The sequence below is a fragment of the Pseudomonas sp. MYb193 genome, assembly GCF_002966775.1.
In the GTDB taxonomy this organism is placed as follows: domain Bacteria; phylum Pseudomonadota; class Gammaproteobacteria; order Pseudomonadales; family Pseudomonadaceae; genus Aquipseudomonas; species Aquipseudomonas paracarnis.
The window spans coordinates 4,351,472-4,366,702 of record NZ_CP023269.1; the positions used below are offsets into that span (position 1 = coordinate 4,351,472).

The window sequence follows — 15,231 nt, forward strand, 5'->3', positions numbered from 1 at the left end:
CGCCGTTTCCTACAGTGATAGTAGCCCTAAGTCCTAGGTAATGCTTGAAGGAAACCACAACGAACTATTACTGAATTGATCCGAATCCTGACGGATCGTTCAAGCAATGGCGCGTGTGTCTTGCACGCATCGCGGGTTGCCGTCTTGCTGCAGGTCTATCCATGCATTGAGGTTAGCGCCGAGCATGCCTTTTCGCCACATCAGCCAGGTGGTCGCAGTGGCAAAAGGCCCGGTCAGCGGATGAACGGACACGCTGTCCTTGCCGGGCAGGCTTGCGAGCATGGACTCAGACATCAACGCCACGCCGGAACCTGCGATCACGCAAGCGAGCATGCCTTGGTAGGACTCGATCTCGATCGCCCGCCCCATCGCCACTCGCTCATGGGAAAACCAGGTTTCCAGGCGCGTGCGGTAGGCGCAACTGCGCCGGAACGTGAACACCGCACGGCCCGCCACATCCTGAGGGCCACACACCGGCGGATGATAGGCCTCGCAAATCAGCACCAGGCGCTCTTCGCACAGCGGTACGCCATCCAGGGTGGCGATGGTCAGCGGGCCGTCGACGAAGGCTGCGTCCAGGCGCCCGGTTATCAGCCCTTCCAGCAACTCCCCACTGGGTGCCGACTGCACCTGCAGATTCACCATGGGGTAAGTCTTGTGATAGCGCGCCAGCAGCTTCGGCAAATGAACTGCGGCGGTGCTGTACATGCTGCCCAATACGAAATCACCGGCCGGTTGCCCGCCTTGTACGGCGCCGTGTGCTTCATCATGCAGCGCCAGCAGGCGAGTGCTGTAGTCCAGCAGTACCTTGCCCGCCGGAGAAAGCTGCAAACGCTGGCGCTCGCGCACGAACAGGTCGACACCCAATTGCTCTTCCATTTGTTTAAGCCGGGTCGACAGGTTGGACGGCACGCGGTGCAGGCGCTCGGCGGCGCGGGTGATGGAGCCCTCTTCCGCCACAGCCTGGAAAATGCGCAATTGACTGAACTCCATTACTTTCTCCAAAACTGAACAAGTTACTCACTATTATTCAATTTTACAGAAAGTCAATCCGCCTTAGCCTGCAAGGCATTCGCTTCTTTGCAGGAAACCTGAACATGTCCCCGCTGATTCGTTTACTCGCCAGCTTCGTCGCCCTGATGATGGCCATGGGTATTGGCCGCTTCGCCCTGACTCCGCAAATGCCGCATTTGCTCAGTGAAGGCCAGATCGACCTGACCGGCGCCGGCCTGATCGCAGCCGCCAATTACCTGGGTTATTTCGTCGGCGCGGTGGACTCGATCTTTGCCCGTAGCCATCAGCATGTGCGCGGGCGCCTCTACGGCGGGCTGTGGTTGTGCGTATTGCTGACCTTGGCGTCCTATTGGGCTAACGGGTTCTGGCCGCACTTGTTGCTGCGCTTTGGCACCGGGGTCGCCAGTGCCTGGGCCCTGGTGATGATTACCAGCCTGAGCCAGCCACTGGCGATTGCCGCCGGCCGCCCGCGCCTGGGGGCGCTGGTGTTTGCTGGGCCGGGGTTGGGGATTGTGCTGACGGGGCTGCTGGCGCTGGTGTCGAACCTATCGGGGCAAAGCTCTGCCGCGCTGTGGTTGATCTACGGGACGGTGGCGCTGGTGATGTTGCTGGCGATCCTGCCGTTTCTACCCAAGCCGAACCTCACGGTGACCCAGCCCACCAACGCGGGGAGCAACGGCAGCATCGCGCACTTGTGCTGTATCTATTTCTTGTACGGCCTGGGCTACATCATCCCGGCGACCTTTCTGTCGCAGATGGCCAGCGTTCAACTCCACGGGGCCTGGCAGGCCGACTTGTTCTGGCCCTGCTTTGGCCTGGCGGCCGCGCTGGGAGTGGGGGTGGCCAGCCTGCGCCGCAAGCACCCGAACACCACCCGTCGCTGGCTGATGGCGACTTTATGGCTGCAAGCAGCCGGGGTATTTGCCTGCCTGCTTGGCAATGGCTGGGGCTTGGCGCTGGGCGTTTTGCTGTGCGGTGCGCCATTTCTGGCCTGCATGCAGTTGGTGATGGCGCGATTACGGGAGGTCGCGCCCCATGGCTACCAACGCAGCACGGGGTTGCTGACCGCCAGCTTCGCCGTCGGCCAATTGAGCGGCCCACTGTTGGCATCAGTCAGCAGCCATCTCAGTGGCGGCCTGCAACCGGCGTTGGTCGTTGCCGGTACCGGGTTGTTATTAGCAGGTTCAGTACTGATCAACCGCCCTCTACCGCCACAGCCGATTTGCACACAAGTGGCCAACAGTGCAGCAAATGGCGGTTAGGCACGTGCCCCACGCCATGTCCATCAGCGCCAACCCAGCGGACCAGCCCTGAAGCGTGGCCCAGTTGCTCAGGTCATAAGTGCCGTAGGCCACCAGCCCAAGCAATGCGCCCAAACGCGCAGCGCGCCGCCAACTGGCGCTGGGCAAGACCACCAACACTACGCAGCCAAGGACATACAGGAGATAGAACAATACCGCAGGCAACAGGCGTGGCTGATCAAGCATCAGCGCGCCAAGCAGGGATTTGTAGGTGGGCCCCATGAGCACGCCGAGCCAAAGGCCGTCGAGGACCAGGAAGGCGAGCAAGGTACCGAGGTAGGCATACAACGACTTTCTGGACATGAGCAAGCCCTACTGTGAAAGCAAGCTTGTTGTGGCGAGCAAGCTTGCTTGCGTTGGGGTGCGAAGTGCCCCCAAAAAAGCTTGCGACTGCTACGCAGTCGAGCGGGAGCAAGCTCCCTCGCCACAACAAGCTCGCGTCCATAGGAGAGCGAAGCGTATTCAGCTTAGTTCAATGCGATCCGCATGAATCACGATCTGACCCTGCTTGTAGAGCGCACCAATGGCCTTCTTGAAGTTGCCCTTGCTCACGCCGAACAAGTTGCTGATCACCGCCGGGTCGCTTTTGTCGCTGACCGGCAGGCTGCCATTGTTGTCGCGCAACTTGGCGAGGATCTTCGAGTTCAGGCTGGAGGCCGCTTCCTGGCCCACCGGCTGCAGGCTCAGGCTGATGTTGCCATCGGCGCGGATCTCTTTGATAAAGCCCTTCTCTTCCTTGCCCGGGCGCAGGAACTTGAACACTTCGTTCTTGTGGATCAAGCCCCAGTACTTGTTGTTGATGATCGCCTTGAAGCCCATGTCAGTGGCTTCGGCCACCAGCAGGTCGACTTCCTGGCCCACCTGGTAGTTGGCCGGCGTCTTGTCCAGGTAACGGTCAAGGCGCGCGGTGGCGGTGATGCGCTTGGTGTGCTTGTCGAGGTAGACATGCACCACGCAATATTCACCCGCGGTCATCTGGCGTTTTTCTTCCGAGTACGGCAGCAGCAGATCCTTGGGCAAACCCCAATCAAGGAACACGCCAATGCTGTTGACTTCCACAACTTTCAAACTGGCAAATTCACCGACTTGAACTTTGGGTTTCTCGGTGGTGGCGATAAGTTTGTCATCGCTGTCCAGATAAATGAAAACGTTGAGCCAGTCTTCATCTTCACTGGGAATATCTTTAGGGATATACCGATTAGGCAAGAGGATTTCGCCATCTTGCGCACCATCGAGGTACAAACCAAAGTTAGTGTGCTTGACCACTTGCAAGCTGTTGTAGCGCCCGACTAAAGCCATTTCCAATACCCTCATTGCGTGGGCGGCATTCTACCCGAGTTGTGCCCTGCACGCGCACACGCCTGAAAAATCGCGGGCTGGCATGGCGTTCCAGTGGCATCGCCCCACTCGTCTGATCGTTCGGTTCACTTTGAGCAGGCCATCAGCGTGTCCACCAGCCTCGGGTTTCCAGCTAAAACAGTAAGTTAGCGCTTTATTTCAGCGCTGAACTTCGGCTATTTCCAACCGCGAGCACTTATTCTCGAGGGATATTTGCCAAGCAATTGTCAAGTATTTCCTGTACGATAGCTGGCCAAGTTAATTTTCTACAGGTTAGTGGCCGCCATGCGTGTAAAAGCATCCAACAGCAAAGCAAAGCCAGCTCCCGCCGTTGAAACCAGCGAATCGATCAACAGCCAGATCGCTGCGTTCCTCAAGTCCGGCGGCGAAATCCAGCAAATTGCCAAGGGCGTGAGCGGCCAGACTTTCGGCCCGTCCAAGCAGATCAGCCTGGGCAAGAAGTAATAGTCATACCCGCGCACTGCATCTGGTCCCTAAGCGTCTTGCCTTCGAGGCGCTAGGACTAGAGTTGCCACCCCCTCCCGACACCCTCAATACGCAGCTAATCGACGAACGGGCCTCAATGCCTGGCATTCGCCGGTATCCTTGCACACGTCTAGCACGGGCATCTGCCTGAATCTTTCCGTTACTGCTCCTCGCTTTTCATGGAGTGAAGCATGCTTAAACGCTGTATTTTCGTGGTCAGCATCCTGGTCGCCAGCCCTTTGGCCGAAGCGCATATCTTCCAGCGCGAATTGGGTGACTTCGACCTGAAATTAGGTACAACCCCCAGCCGCACCATGGCCCAGGGCCTGGTCAAGCCGACCGCCCCTGGCAGCGACTCGTTCCACGGAGGCCTGGACCTTACCCACGACAGCGGCCTGTATTTCGGCCAGTTTTCCCCGAACATGGGCCTGTCGTCGGCCAATAACCTTGAAGTCGACTCCTACATGGGCTTCAAGCGTCCGTTCGACCAGACCCTGGGCTATGAAGTCGGCTTGATCCACTACAGCTACCCCAAGCTCAGCCCCCTCGACAGCCAGGAGTTCTACGGCGGGCTGAACCTGTTGGGCAATCGCTTTGGCGTGTCTTTCAGTAACGACCCCGACCGCCAGGACAGCACCCTGTTTGCAGATCTGGGCGGCACCCAGCCTTTCGGCATCGGCGTCAGCATGAAGTACACAACCCATCAACTGGGCACACCGGTCTCGGTAGAGAACGGCGCCATCAGCAGTTTCAGCGATTGGTCGGTACAGTTTTCCCGGGCCTGGAAAGGCATTGACCTGGACCTGATCTACAGCGGCTCCAGCCTCAGCGGCAGTGACTGCTCGGCCTACTCCGGACACAACTCGCAATGTGATGGGCTGTTGACCTTGAAGGCCGCGCGGTCGTTTTATTGATGGGCTGAACTGTCGCACCCCGCGCAGGTTCACATGCATTAACGCCCTCCATGCAAGGACCTGCCCATGTTGCGCCGGCTCAAATTCCTGATGGTACTGCTGACCCTGAGCCTGGTGCTCGCCGGCTGCAATCGCGTGGGCCTGGCCTACCGTAACCTCGACGTGATCATCCCCTGGACCCTCAACGACTACCTGGACATGAATGCCGGGCAAAAGAGCTGGTTCAACGACACCCTCAAGGAACACCTGGCCTGGCACTGCACCACGCAATTGCCTGGCTACCTGGACTGGCTCGACCGCCTGCAGCAGATGGTCGACAGTAACCAGGTCACCGACGCCGCATTGCAAACCCGTACTGTCGAAGCCAAACAGGCAATTGCCGAGATTGCTCGGGAAATCACGCCCTCAGCTGTGCAATTGCTGCAAGGCCTGGACGATCAGCAGGTCAAGGACATGAGCGATGCTCTGGCCAAGGACCTGCGCAAACGCCAGGACGAATACCTCAAGCCGCCGCTGGCCCAGCAGATCAAGGAACGCGCCCAGCGCATGAGCAAGCGCCTGGACGCCTGGATCGGCCCATTGAGTCCGGCCCAGCAAAATCGCGTGACGGCCTGGTCCGCCGAGTTGGGCGCGCAAAACCAAGCGTGGATCGGCAACCGCGCCCATTGGCAGGCGCAATTTATCGAGGCGCTGCAACAACGCCACAATGCCGATTTCCCGCAGAAAATCCAGCAACTGCTGGTGGATCGCGAAAGCCTGTGGACCCCGCAATACCGCGCCGCCTACGCACAGACCGAAGCCGCCGCGCGCAGCTTGCTCATTGATGTGATGGCCCAAAGCTCCCCAGCGCAGCGCCTGAAACTCACCCAGAAAATCGACAAAGTCCGCAGCGACTTCCAGGCGCTCAAATGCCTGAAAAGCGCACAGTCTTAGTCAGGCGCCAAGGTGCCCAGCCAGGCCACCAGGCCAAGGATGAGCACCACAGCGCCAAACTCCAGGGCCATGCTGCGCCGTAACGCACGGATCGCCACGTTATAGTCGCCCGACGCGATGGATCGTTGCAGAAGCGGCGTTAGGTGAAAGCGATTGAGCGCCGCCAAGGCCAGCATCAGGCCGAACAACCCCAGCTTCAGGCATAGCAGCACCGCGTAGACTCCGCCGTTGATGCCCCCCAGATTCGGCCCGACAACAAACAGGTAATTGGCAACGCCAGTGCCGATCAGCACCAGGACAAATCCCGCGCCAATGCGCTCAAAGCCTGCCAATGCTCTGGCCAGAACCTGGACCCGATCATCATGTGGCAACGGCGCAGGCATCAACAACAAACCAAATGCCGCCAACGCCCCCACCCAACCCGCCGCTGCCAACAGGTGTGCACTGTCGCTGACGATATGCCACACACCTTGCGCACCTTCGTGCATCACGCCGTGCCCTGTCCACACCAGGGTGACCAACGCCACGCCAGCCGACAGCGTGGCCAGCGCCAGGTGCGGACTCAGTGCCGCAACAATCAACGCCGCGATACGCACCCACCACGTCAACCCCAGGTCGGTCTGCCACAGCATCATTTGCAGGTGCGGCCACAGCGTCTGCCAATCCGTGGCGCCGCTCATGGCTTGGGTCATAATCAATAGCGACGCCACCGAAAACGCCAGCCCCAAGCCGCCCGTCAATCCCATCCAGGCCCTGAGATTGAGCCGCCCGCGTTGCTCTGCGCGCAGGCCATAAAGGCCAAACAGCCCCAGCCCAAATAGCACCATCAGGTCGAGATAGAGCGCGAAGCGCAATACGATGGGGATCAGCTCACTCATGGCTGCACGCGGAACACCACATTACCGGTGATCGGATGCGTATCGGACGACACGGCACGCCAATCCACCCGATAGCTGCCAGTGGTGAGTGCGGAGGCCGGCTTGATCAACATCACCTTGGGGTCGCTGCTCGCCGACACGCTGGCCTTCACCGGCATCGGCGAATTGGGCATGCCCGGCATGTTGGTCATGATCAACTTGGCCCCGGAAAACTGGGTCAGCAGGTTTTCTGAGAAATGCAATTCAATCACGGAGGGAGCGGCGCCCTGTGCGCCTGCCGCCGGAATGGATGACAGCAGCTTGGGGTGGGCCGAAGCGGGCAGGCTAAGACTTAAACCTACCCACAACGCAGCACCCAGCAGCGTGGTTTTCAACATAGACATGCAAGACTCCAGGCCGCGCCAGGCGGCGAATAATAAAAAGGGAAACCCGTCAGAACCACAAGCGCACGCCGACCACCCAGCGCAGTTGATTGATGTCTTCGTCTTCGTCCCGTGCGTATTGCGCGGTCTGGCCATAAGCCCGGTTCCAACTGACCCCAACGTAGGGCGCAAACTCGCGGCGAATTTCGTAGCGCAAGCGCAGGCCCAGTTCGCTTTCCGCCAAGCCCGACCCGACACCGCGTTGCGGATCGTTCTGCGCATAAAAATTGAGTTCTGCGGTGGGCTGCAGGATCAGGCGATTGGTGAGCAGAATGTCGTAGTCACCCTCAAGGCGTGCGGCCGTATGCCCCGATTCGCCGACAAACAACGTGGCTTCGGCCTCGAAGTTGTAGAGCGCCATGCCTTGTAGGCCAAAGGCCGCCCAGCTCTGGCTGGCACCGGGCTTGAAGTCCTGGCGCACGCCGCCGACCACATCCCACCAAGGGCTGATTGCGTGCCCCCATAACGCTTGGGCTTCGGCACTTTCAGTGCGGCCGGCGCTGCGTTCGCCTTCACTGCGTAGCCACAACCGGTCGATGTCACCGCCGACCCAACCCTTGATGTCCCAACTCTGCGCGTTGCCGTCGCCGCCCTGCCATTCCAACTGGTTGACCAGCAGCATCGAGTTGACGCCGCTGTCATGTACCTGATGCCCTCCCGGCGCGTTGTAGACCGCTGCGCGGTCTGCGTCGGTCAGCGCCGGAATCGGCGTACGGCTTTGCGTCAACGCTGGCGTCGCCGGGCTCATGCCCTGAAATTCATCCTCGGCCGCCAACGCCCATGGGGCGAACCCCAGCGTGGCGAAAGCGATGCAAAGGGACGAGACGCAACGGTTCATGCTCGCTTCCTTATTCATGCACGCGCACCTCGCGGAACATGCCCATTTCCATGTGGTACAGCAGGTGGCAGTGATAGGCCCATCGCCCCAAGGCATCGGCGGTGACGCGGTAACTGCGACGGGAGCCCGGTGGCATGTCGATGGTGTGTTTGCGCACCAGGAACTGGCCGTTTTCGTCCTCCAAGTCGCTCCATAAGCCATGCAGGTGAATCGGGTGGGCCATCATGGTGTCGTTGACCAGCACCACCCGCACGCGCTCGCCATAAGTCAGTTGCAAGGGCTCGGCATCGGAAAACTTCACGCCGTTGAACGACCAGGCGAACTTTTCCATATGCCCGGTGAGATGCAATTCGACGGTGCGCGAGGGGGCGCGGCCATCGGGGTCTTCAAAGGTACTGCGCAGGTCGGCATAGGTGAGCACCCGGCGGCCATTGTTGCGCAGGCCGATTCCAGGGTCGTCCAGCTTGGGCACCGGGTTCATCGCCTGCATGTCTACCAGCGGGTTGTTCTGCTCGCTGGCGGGGTGTTTCTGCATCGCCATCGCGCCCATGGCACTGTGATCCATGCCTTCCATGCCCGGCATATCGGCCATCGCGCCGTGGTCCATGCCGCCCATGCCCATGTCCTCCATGGTCAGCCACGGGCGCGGATCAAGCAGTGGAACTGGGGCGGTCGCTCCCATCTGCCGGGCGAGGGTGCCACGGGCATAGCCTGTGCGGTCCATGGACTGGGCAAACAGGGTGTAGGCCTCTGCCACAGGCTCGACCAGCACGTCGTAGGTTTCCGCCACGGCGATACGGAACTCGTCGACACTTACCGGCTTTACCGGCTGACCATCCGCGGCGATGACGGTCATCTTCAACCCTGGAATGCGCACATCAAAATAGGTCATCGCCGAGCCATTGATAAAACGCAGGCGAATCGTTTCCCCCGCCTTGAACACTCCGGTCCAGTTCTGCCCAGGCGGCTGGCCGTTGACCAAGTAGGTGTAGGTCTCGCCGCTGACGTCCGCAAGGTCGGTGGGGTTCATGTTCATTTGCGCCCACATCAGCCGGTCGGCAGCCGTGGCCGACCAGCCCTGCTTGCCCACATCCTGAATAAAATCGCCCAGGGTGGGTTTGTGCAGGTTGTAGTAATCGGACTGCTTCTTGAGAGTTTTCATCAGGGCGACGGGGTCTTCGTCGGTCCAGTCCGACAGCATCACCACGTAATCGCGCTGGTAGATATACGGCTCGGGTTCCTTGGGGTCGATGACCAGCGGGCCATACACGCCCTGCTGTTCCTGAAGCCCTGAATGGCTGTGATACCAGTAAGTGCCGTGCTGTTTGACCTTGAACTGGTAGACGTAAAGGCCGCCCGGTTCGATGCCCTTGAAGCTCAGGCCGGGCACGCCGTCCATGGTCGATGGCAGCAGGATGCCGTGCCAGTGGATCGAGGTAGGCTCGCCAAGGCGGTTTTTCACGCGCAGGGTCACGGTGTCGCCCTCCCGCCAGCGTAACAGCGGGCCTGGCAGGCTGCCGTTGACGGTCAACGCGGTGCGAGCACGGCCGGTCAGGTTGACGGGAGTCTGGTCAATAAACAGGTCAAATTCGCTGCCGGCGAGTACCGTGGGCTGGCCGGCGCTGGCCAGCGCCCACACCGGCGGGCGCCAAAGCCCGAGCCCGCCCAGCAGGCCGCCCGCGGCCAGGCCTTTGACGAATGTGCGTCTGGAGGTTGTGGAGTGCATGCCGATTCAAGTCCGCGAGTTGAATGGCAGCAGATTAGGCGTCGCTGGCTGTCAGCAACCTTAGCGGCAGATTACCGATTCGACAGGTTCACCCGGCTCCCTCGGGGCGCCGGGGCATAAGAAGATCAGGCGATCTGGGCTTTGGAGGCCACTTCAGCGAACGTTGCCGGATCAAGCGCGTCCTCCTGCTCATCCAACACCTGACGTGGATGATCATTACCCGGAATCGAACTGTCGATCAGCGCCAGCAATTGCGCACCCAGCGCCGTCAGAATGAAATTCTCGCCATTGCCGCCCTCTTCTTCAGGCCGCGACTCAATAAAGCCACGCTTGAACAGCAGCGCCTCGTAGTCGGCAGCGGTCTTCTTCAGCGCGTCCAGGTTGCCAGTGTCCTCGCCGGCCGTCGCCTTCTCGGCCGCTTCTTGTTCGGCGTATTTGCGCGGGGCAAAGCTGCCCTCGCCGTTCTGCACTTCATGCAGCAGACGTTCAATCAGATCCCAATTGTAAGTCGTCATCCTGATTCCTCCTGCAGGCCGATGGAGTTAGCCCGTCTAAGGGAGTGACACGCTCCGGCACTGGCCGTTCAACCGAACGGACGGGCGTCATTTCTCTGAACTTTCCAGAGGTTCGCCGCCTCAACTGCACATCACTGCCAAGGAAGTCCGACCATGAAAACCTTGATGAAGCTGACCCTCGCCGCCACGCTGCTGAGCGCCCTGCCCGCCTGGGCCTGCACGCCTGAGGAGGCCACGGCCAAGCGGGAGGAGCTGGCCAAGGAAGTGACCAAGCTCACAGAGCAGGACCCGACCAAGGCCAAGGAGATGAATGACCAGCTGCAGAAGATGGACTTGGATACCGAAAGCGCCGAGTTTCCTGACAAGTGCCAATTGATCGATGCACGGCTCAAGGAGCTCAAGGAAGCGGCCGCCAAGACTAAAAACTGATGGCGAAAAAAAAACCGGACATCGTCCGGTTTTTTTAGGCCCGCCTGCTTATTCGGCAGCCGGAGATTCTGGCTTGCGGCGCTTGAGCGGCGCCATGCCATCCTTGCTGACGAGCGACAGATTGTCGGTCTTCGGCCGGTTGGCGATCTTGCGCTTGGTCGGCGACTTGGCGCCGGTTTTCTTCTTGTCGCCCTTGGCGTCGGTCTTTTTCTTCTTCACGCCAACGGCCTTGCCCGACGCCTTGACCTTCTTCGGCCCGGTGTACGTGCCTTTGACTTCCTTGATGGTGCGGCGCTCGAACGACTGCTTCAGGTAGCGTTCGATGCTCGACATCAGGTTCCAGTCGCCGTGGCAGATCAGCGAAATGGCCAGGCCATCATTGCCGGCCCGTCCGGTACGGCCGATACGGTGCACGTATTCGTCGCCGCTGCGGGGCATGTCGAAGTTGATCACCAGGTCCAGGCCGTCGACGTCGAGGCCGCGTGCGGCCACGTCGGTGGCCACCAGGATCTTCACGCCGCCCGCCTTGAGACGGTCGATGGCCAGCTTGCGGTCCTTCTGGTCTTTCTCGCCGTGCAGCACGAACGCCTTGTATTCCTGCGCAACCAGGCGCCCGTAGATACGGTCGGCGGCGGCACGGGTGTTGGTGAACACGATGGCCTTCTGGTAGGTCTCGTTGGCCAACAACCAGTTCAGGATCTGTTCTTTGTGCACGTTATGGTCAGCGGTGACGATCTGCTGGCGCGTGGTGGCGTTCAGGTCGCTGACGTTGTTGACCTGCAAGTGCTCAGGGTTGTTCAGCACCTTGGCGACCATATCGCGCAGGGTCGAACCACCGGTGGTGGCGGAGAACAGCATGGTCTGCTGGCGGTTGACGCACTCACCGACCAAACGTTGCACATCATCGGCAAAGCCCATGTCGAGCATGCGGTCGGCTTCGTCGAGCACCAGCACTTCGACTTCCTTGAGGTCGAGGTTGCCAGCGTTGAGCTGCTCGATCATGCGCCCTGGGGTACCGATCAGGATGTCCGGTACCTTGCGCAGCATCGCGGCCTGGACCTTGAAGTCTTCGCCACCGGTAATGATGCCGGACTTGATGAAGGTGAACTGCGAGAAGCGCTCGACTTCCTTCAGGGTCTGCTGGGCCAGCTCGCGGGTCGGCAGCAGGATCAGGGTCTTGATGCTGACGCGCACTTTGGCCGGGCCGATCAGGCGGTTAAGTACCGGAAGGACGAAAGCGGCGGTCTTGCCGCTGCCGGTTTGCGCCGTCACCCGCAGGTCACGCCCTTGCAGCGCGAGCGGGATGGCCGCTGCTTGCACAGGCGTAGGCTCGACAAATTTAAGCTCGGCCACGGCTTTAAGCAGGCGTTCGTGCAGGGCGAATTGGGAAAACACGGGTGCTACCTCGAAGAAATACAAAATATCAGCTGCATAGGTTACCGGTTTCGGGCGCCCAAACCGAGTTTCTTTACGCGAACGGGGCTAATCAGCTGCTTTTTTGTCAGCGATTTTGTCCAGAGCGTCAACTTTGTTGCACTTAAATGCTCTAATCGCCCCGTGTTGTCTTACAGAAGAATCGGTTCACTCATGGATATCAAACAGCTCTGGCTCAACGTCCAAGACGTTTGGGGCGCCCTCGATGAACACCCGGTCCTGCATTCCAGCCTAGGCTTGCTGGTGTTGCTGGTGGTGGCATTGGTGGTGGGACGGGTCGCCCGTTACCTCATCCTGCACGCGGTCAAATTGCTCGGCCGGCAGCCGGCCCTGCACTGGCTGAACGACCTGCGGCATAACAAAGTCTTCCATCGCCTGGCGCAGATGACGCCATCGCTGGTGGTCCAGTTCGGCCTGTACCTGGTGCCGGACCTGAGCAAGACCGCCATTCTGTTTATCGGCAACGTAGCCCTGGCGATCACCATTCTGTTCATGGTTTTGGCCATGAGTGCCCTGCTCAACGCGTTGCTGGATATCTACGCACGCACCGAACACGCACGCACCCGCTCGATCAAGGGCTATGTGCAACTGGCGAAAATGGTGCTGTTCGTGTTCGGCGCGATCATCATCGTCGCCACCCTGATCGACCGCTCACCCCTGTTACTGCTGTCGGGCCTGGGTGCGATGTCGGCGGTGATTCTGTTGGTGTACAAGGACACGCTGCTGTCGTTCGTCGCCAGTGTGCAATTGACCAGCAACGACATGCTGCGCGTCGGTGACTGGATCGAAATGCCCCAGGTGGGTGCCGATGGCGATGTGGTGGACATCACCCTGCACACGGTGAAGGTGCAGAACTTCGACAAGACCATCGTTTCCATCCCCACCTGGCGCCTGATGTCCGAGTCGTTCAAGAACTGGCGTGGCATGCAGGCCTCAGGTGGGCGCCGTATCAAGCGCAGCCTGTACATCGACGCCAGCGGCGTACGCTTCCTGAACGACGAGGAAGAAGTGCGCATGACCCAGGTGCACTTGCTCAGCGGCTATATCAGCCGCAAGCAGGCCGAACTCAAGGCCTGGAACGAGGCTCAGGGCCACAGCGCGCAACTGTCGGCCAACCGTCGGCGCATGACCAACCTCGGCACCTTCCGCGCCTACGCACTGGCATACCTGCAAAGCCACCCGGACATCCAGCCGAACATGACCTGCATGGTGCGCCAGATGCAAACCACCGCCCAGGGCGTGCCGCTGGAGATCTACTGCTTTACCCGCACCACGGCGTGGGGCGATTACGAGCGGATCCAGGGCGATATCTTCGATTATCTATTGGCAGTGTTGCCGGAGTTCGGGCTGAGCCTGTATCAGCAGCCGAGCGGCAACGACCTGCGCGCCGGCGTGCTGCCGGCGTTGGCCGGAGCCACGCAGGTACCCGTCGCCGAAACGGCATGAGTGATGCAAACGGGATTACGGCAGTGACGCCGTAATCTCCTTGCGGCAAACCTCAAGCACTTCATCGGCCAGTGCGGAATCATCCGGGCACGCCCGCGACAGCATGATTGCGCCGATGGCATGAGCCATGCTGTCGAGCATTTTCGCGCGCACGCCTTCTTGTGGCGTCTCATGAGCTGCGTTGTACTTTGCTTCCAGGGCCTGCAGGGTATTTTCCAAACCGTCGGCAAAGGTCGCCTTCAGCGTGTCCGATTGACGGGCGGCATCGGCACACAACGCCGCCAATGTGCATCCGCCGCCGCGATGGTCGCGGTGCTGCCTGGACAGGTAAACCTCGAAAAACTGCTCCACCTCCATCTCCGCGCTGTCGGCCAGTGACTGCGCCAGACTGTTAGCGGCTGCTTCCGCCATCAAGTCCGCCTTGGAACCGAAGTGCTTGTAAAAGCCGCCTTGGGTAAAACCGGCCGCAGCCATCAACTCGGCCACGCCCACCCCATCGAAACCCCGCTCGCGGAACAGCTCCGAAGCTGTCGCGACGATATGGGCCCGATTGCTCTGTGACTGCGCCTTGGTGATCTTCATGTCTGTGGTCCTGCCAGCTTGCGAGATAGGTATATTACTATGATGTCGATCATAATCAAAACCGTTGACAGCTTTGATTATGATCGACATCATAAAAACTCCTCGCACTCACAGAGCATCACACCATGAGCACTTCCAACACCGTTCTGATCACTGGCGCTTCGACCGGCATTGGCGCCGCCTACGCCGAACGTTTTGCCGCACGCGGCCACGACCTCGTATTGGTGGCCCGTGACATCACGCGCCTGGAAGCGCTCGCCGCCAGGCTGCGTGAGCACCACGCCGTCAGCGTTGATATCCTCCCGGCCGACCTGACCCAAAGCGCTGACCTTGCCGCAGTTGAAGCGCGCCTGCGCGATGACGCCAGCATTGGCACGCTAGTCAATAATGCAGGCGCCGCGCAGTCCGGCAGTTTTATTGAACAGTCCACCGAAAGCGTCGCGCAGTTGGTCGCCCTCAACACCACGGCGCTGGTACGCCTGGCCAGTGCCATCGCCCCGCGCCTGGCGGCAGCCGGCAACGGCGCGATCATCAACATTGGCTCGGTAGTAGGCCTGGCCCCGGAATTTGGCATGACGGTGTACGGCGCGACCAAGGCGTTCGTACTGTTCCTGTCCCAGGGCATGAGCCTGGAACTGGCGCCCAAAGGCGTGTACGTGCAAGCCGTGCTACCCGCTGCCACGCGTACCGAGATCTGGGAGCGTGCGGGCATTGATATCAACACCCTCACGGACGTGATGGAAGTGGGTGATCTGGTGGACGCGGCGCTGGTCGGTTTCGACCGCCGCGAGCCGGTAACCATTCCACCGTTGCAGGATGGCGCCCGTTGGGACGCGTTGCAGGCTGCGCGGCAAGGCTTGCTGGCGCAGATCAAGCAGTCCCAGGTTGCCGAGCGTTACCTGGTCAACGCCTGATCAACCGGTAGCAGGCGTGCTCCGCGCCTGCCCTTCTCACCGAAGCAACGAGCGTTGAACC

General features: G+C 60.3%; 17 protein-coding genes. 7 read left to right on the forward strand and 10 right to left on the reverse strand.

The window, feature by feature from the left end:
* Nucleotides 1-99 precede the first annotated feature (99 nt).
* Nucleotides 100-993: a LysR family transcriptional regulator gene (locus CLM72_RS19760; protein WP_105227674.1), complete on the reverse strand. Its 894-nt coding sequence runs from the start codon at nucleotides 991-993 to the stop codon at nucleotides 100-102.
* Nucleotides 994-1,097: 104 nt separating this feature from the next.
* On the opposite strand from CLM72_RS19760, the gene CLM72_RS19765 reads away from it, so the two are divergent.
* Nucleotides 1,098-2,276, forward strand: a complete 1,179-nt coding sequence (locus CLM72_RS19765; protein WP_105227676.1) for an MFS transporter — start codon at nucleotides 1,098-1,100, stop codon at nucleotides 2,274-2,276.
* Here the strand turns inward: CLM72_RS19765 and CLM72_RS19770 are convergent.
* Both CLM72_RS19770 and CLM72_RS19780 read right to left on the reverse strand, forming a co-directional pair.
* Nucleotides 2,220-2,618 (reverse strand): DUF2177 family protein, encoded by a 399-nt coding sequence (locus tag CLM72_RS19770; RefSeq protein ID WP_105227678.1) that lies wholly within the window; start codon nucleotides 2,616-2,618, stop codon nucleotides 2,220-2,222. The genes CLM72_RS19765 and CLM72_RS19770 overlap by 57 nt on opposite strands.
* 159 nt (nucleotides 2,619-2,777) lie before the next feature.
* Entirely contained in the window at nucleotides 2,778-3,614 is an 837-nt protein-coding gene (locus tag CLM72_RS19780) for a S1 RNA-binding domain-containing protein (RefSeq protein ID WP_105227682.1), read from the reverse strand.
* Nucleotides 3,615-3,938: 324 nt separating this feature from the next.
* Here CLM72_RS19780 and CLM72_RS19785 point away from each other — a divergent pair, with 324 nt between their 5' ends.
* From CLM72_RS19785 to CLM72_RS19795, 3 genes are all read left to right on the forward strand, one after another.
* Nucleotides 3,939-4,118, forward strand: coding sequence for a hypothetical protein (locus tag CLM72_RS19785; protein ID WP_003193095.1), 180 nt, complete (start codon nucleotides 3,939-3,941; stop codon nucleotides 4,116-4,118).
* Between the two features lie 212 nt (nucleotides 4,119-4,330).
* A complete protein-coding gene (locus CLM72_RS19790) occupies nucleotides 4,331-5,053 on the forward strand; it encodes a TorF family putative porin (RefSeq protein ID WP_057976196.1) in 723 nt (240 codons plus the stop codon).
* A gap of 66 nt (nucleotides 5,054-5,119) precedes the next feature.
* Nucleotides 5,120-5,986 (forward strand): DUF6279 family lipoprotein, encoded by an 867-nt coding sequence (locus CLM72_RS19795; protein WP_105227684.1) that lies wholly within the window; start codon nucleotides 5,120-5,122, stop codon nucleotides 5,984-5,986.
* Here CLM72_RS19795 and copD read toward each other — a convergent pair.
* From copD to CLM72_RS19820, 5 genes are all read right to left on the reverse strand, one after another.
* Nucleotides 5,983-6,864, reverse strand: a complete 882-nt coding sequence (gene copD / locus CLM72_RS19800) for a copper homeostasis membrane protein CopD (protein ID WP_105227686.1) — start codon at nucleotides 6,862-6,864, stop codon at nucleotides 5,983-5,985. The two genes, CLM72_RS19795 and copD, sit on opposite strands and share 4 nt — an antisense overlap.
* Nucleotides 6,861-7,247: a copper homeostasis periplasmic binding protein CopC gene (gene copC / locus CLM72_RS19805; protein WP_105227688.1), complete on the reverse strand. Its 387-nt coding sequence runs from the start codon at nucleotides 7,245-7,247 to the stop codon at nucleotides 6,861-6,863. The genes copD and copC overlap by 4 nt, the downstream gene beginning before the upstream one ends.
* Before the next feature lie 49 nt (nucleotides 7,248-7,296).
* Nucleotides 7,297-8,124 carry a copper resistance protein B gene (locus CLM72_RS19810; protein WP_105227690.1) on the reverse strand — a complete coding sequence of 276 codons (828 nt, stop codon included), beginning with the start codon at nucleotides 8,122-8,124 and terminating at the stop codon, nucleotides 7,297-7,299.
* Nucleotides 8,125-8,134: 10 nt separating this feature from the next.
* Nucleotides 8,135-9,850 carry a copper resistance system multicopper oxidase gene (locus tag CLM72_RS19815; RefSeq protein WP_105227692.1) on the reverse strand — a complete coding sequence of 572 codons (1,716 nt, stop codon included), beginning with the start codon at nucleotides 9,848-9,850 and terminating at the stop codon, nucleotides 8,135-8,137.
* 125 nt (nucleotides 9,851-9,975) lie between these two features.
* Nucleotides 9,976-10,365: a hypothetical protein gene (locus CLM72_RS19820; protein WP_034128303.1), complete on the reverse strand. Its 390-nt coding sequence runs from the start codon at nucleotides 10,363-10,365 to the stop codon at nucleotides 9,976-9,978.
* Nucleotides 10,366-10,518: 153 nt separating this feature from the next.
* Between CLM72_RS19820 and CLM72_RS19825 the strand changes: the two genes are divergently transcribed.
* On the forward strand, nucleotides 10,519-10,794 hold the full coding sequence (locus CLM72_RS19825; RefSeq protein WP_105227694.1) for a hypothetical protein: 276 nt from the start codon (nucleotides 10,519-10,521) through the stop codon (nucleotides 10,792-10,794).
* Between the two features lie 48 nt (nucleotides 10,795-10,842).
* Here CLM72_RS19825 and CLM72_RS19830 read toward each other — a convergent pair whose 3' ends face one another.
* On the reverse strand, nucleotides 10,843-12,189 hold the full coding sequence (locus tag CLM72_RS19830) for a DEAD/DEAH box helicase (RefSeq protein WP_105227696.1): 1,347 nt from the start codon (nucleotides 12,187-12,189) through the stop codon (nucleotides 10,843-10,845).
* A gap of 192 nt (nucleotides 12,190-12,381) precedes the next feature.
* On the opposite strand from CLM72_RS19830, the gene CLM72_RS19835 reads away from it, so the two are divergent.
* Complete coding sequence (locus CLM72_RS19835) at nucleotides 12,382-13,674, forward strand: mechanosensitive ion channel family protein (protein WP_105227698.1); 1,293 nt, start codon at nucleotides 12,382-12,384, stop codon at nucleotides 13,672-13,674.
* Nucleotides 13,675-13,689: 15 nt separating this feature from the next.
* On the opposite strand, the gene CLM72_RS19840 is transcribed toward CLM72_RS19835, so the two are convergent.
* Nucleotides 13,690-14,256 (reverse strand): TetR/AcrR family transcriptional regulator, encoded by a 567-nt coding sequence (locus tag CLM72_RS19840; RefSeq protein WP_034128300.1) that lies wholly within the window; start codon nucleotides 14,254-14,256, stop codon nucleotides 13,690-13,692.
* Between the two features lie 125 nt (nucleotides 14,257-14,381).
* Between CLM72_RS19840 and CLM72_RS19845 the strand changes: the two genes are divergently transcribed.
* The gene (locus CLM72_RS19845) at nucleotides 14,382-15,170 is read left to right on the forward strand and encodes an SDR family oxidoreductase (protein WP_105227700.1); all 789 of its coding nucleotides are present in this window, start codon (nucleotides 14,382-14,384) and stop codon (nucleotides 15,168-15,170) included.
* Nucleotides 15,171-15,231: the final 61 nt, after the last annotated feature.

Coding starts and splice junctions, on each gene's coding strand:
- CLM72_RS19780 (WP_105227682.1), bottom strand. CDS start 3,614: ATGGCTTTAGTCGGGCGCTACAACAGCTTGCAAGTGGTCAAGCACACT.
- copD (WP_105227686.1), bottom strand. CDS start 6,864: ATGAGTGAGCTGATCCCCATCGTATTGCGCTTCGCGCTCTATCTCGAC.
- CLM72_RS19845 (WP_105227700.1), top strand. CDS start 14,382: ATGAGCACTTCCAACACCGTTCTGATCACTGGCGCTTCGACCGGCATT.
- CLM72_RS19840 (WP_034128300.1), bottom strand. CDS start 14,256: ATGAAGATCACCAAGGCGCAGTCACAGAGCAATCGGGCCCATATCGTC.
- CLM72_RS19810 (WP_105227690.1), bottom strand. CDS start 8,124: ATGAACCGTTGCGTCTCGTCCCTTTGCATCGCTTTCGCCACGCTGGGG.
- CLM72_RS19760 (WP_105227674.1), bottom strand. CDS start 993: ATGGAGTTCAGTCAATTGCGCATTTTCCAGGCTGTGGCGGAAGAGGGC.
- CLM72_RS19835 (WP_105227698.1), top strand. CDS start 12,382: ATGGATATCAAACAGCTCTGGCTCAACGTCCAAGACGTTTGGGGCGCC.
- CLM72_RS19815 (WP_105227692.1), bottom strand. CDS start 9,850: ATGCACTCCACAACCTCCAGACGCACATTCGTCAAAGGCCTGGCCGCG.
- CLM72_RS19820 (WP_034128303.1), bottom strand. CDS start 10,365: ATGACGACTTACAATTGGGATCTGATTGAACGTCTGCTGCATGAAGTG.
- CLM72_RS19825 (WP_105227694.1), top strand. CDS start 10,519: ATGAAAACCTTGATGAAGCTGACCCTCGCCGCCACGCTGCTGAGCGCC.
- CLM72_RS19770 (WP_105227678.1), bottom strand. CDS start 2,618: ATGTCCAGAAAGTCGTTGTATGCCTACCTCGGTACCTTGCTCGCCTTC.
- copC (WP_105227688.1), bottom strand. CDS start 7,247: ATGTCTATGTTGAAAACCACGCTGCTGGGTGCTGCGTTGTGGGTAGGT.
- CLM72_RS19790 (WP_057976196.1), top strand. CDS start 4,331: ATGCTTAAACGCTGTATTTTCGTGGTCAGCATCCTGGTCGCCAGCCCT.
- CLM72_RS19765 (WP_105227676.1), top strand. CDS start 1,098: ATGTCCCCGCTGATTCGTTTACTCGCCAGCTTCGTCGCCCTGATGATG.
- CLM72_RS19785 (WP_003193095.1), top strand. CDS start 3,939: ATGCGTGTAAAAGCATCCAACAGCAAAGCAAAGCCAGCTCCCGCCGTT.
- CLM72_RS19795 (WP_105227684.1), top strand. CDS start 5,120: ATGTTGCGCCGGCTCAAATTCCTGATGGTACTGCTGACCCTGAGCCTG.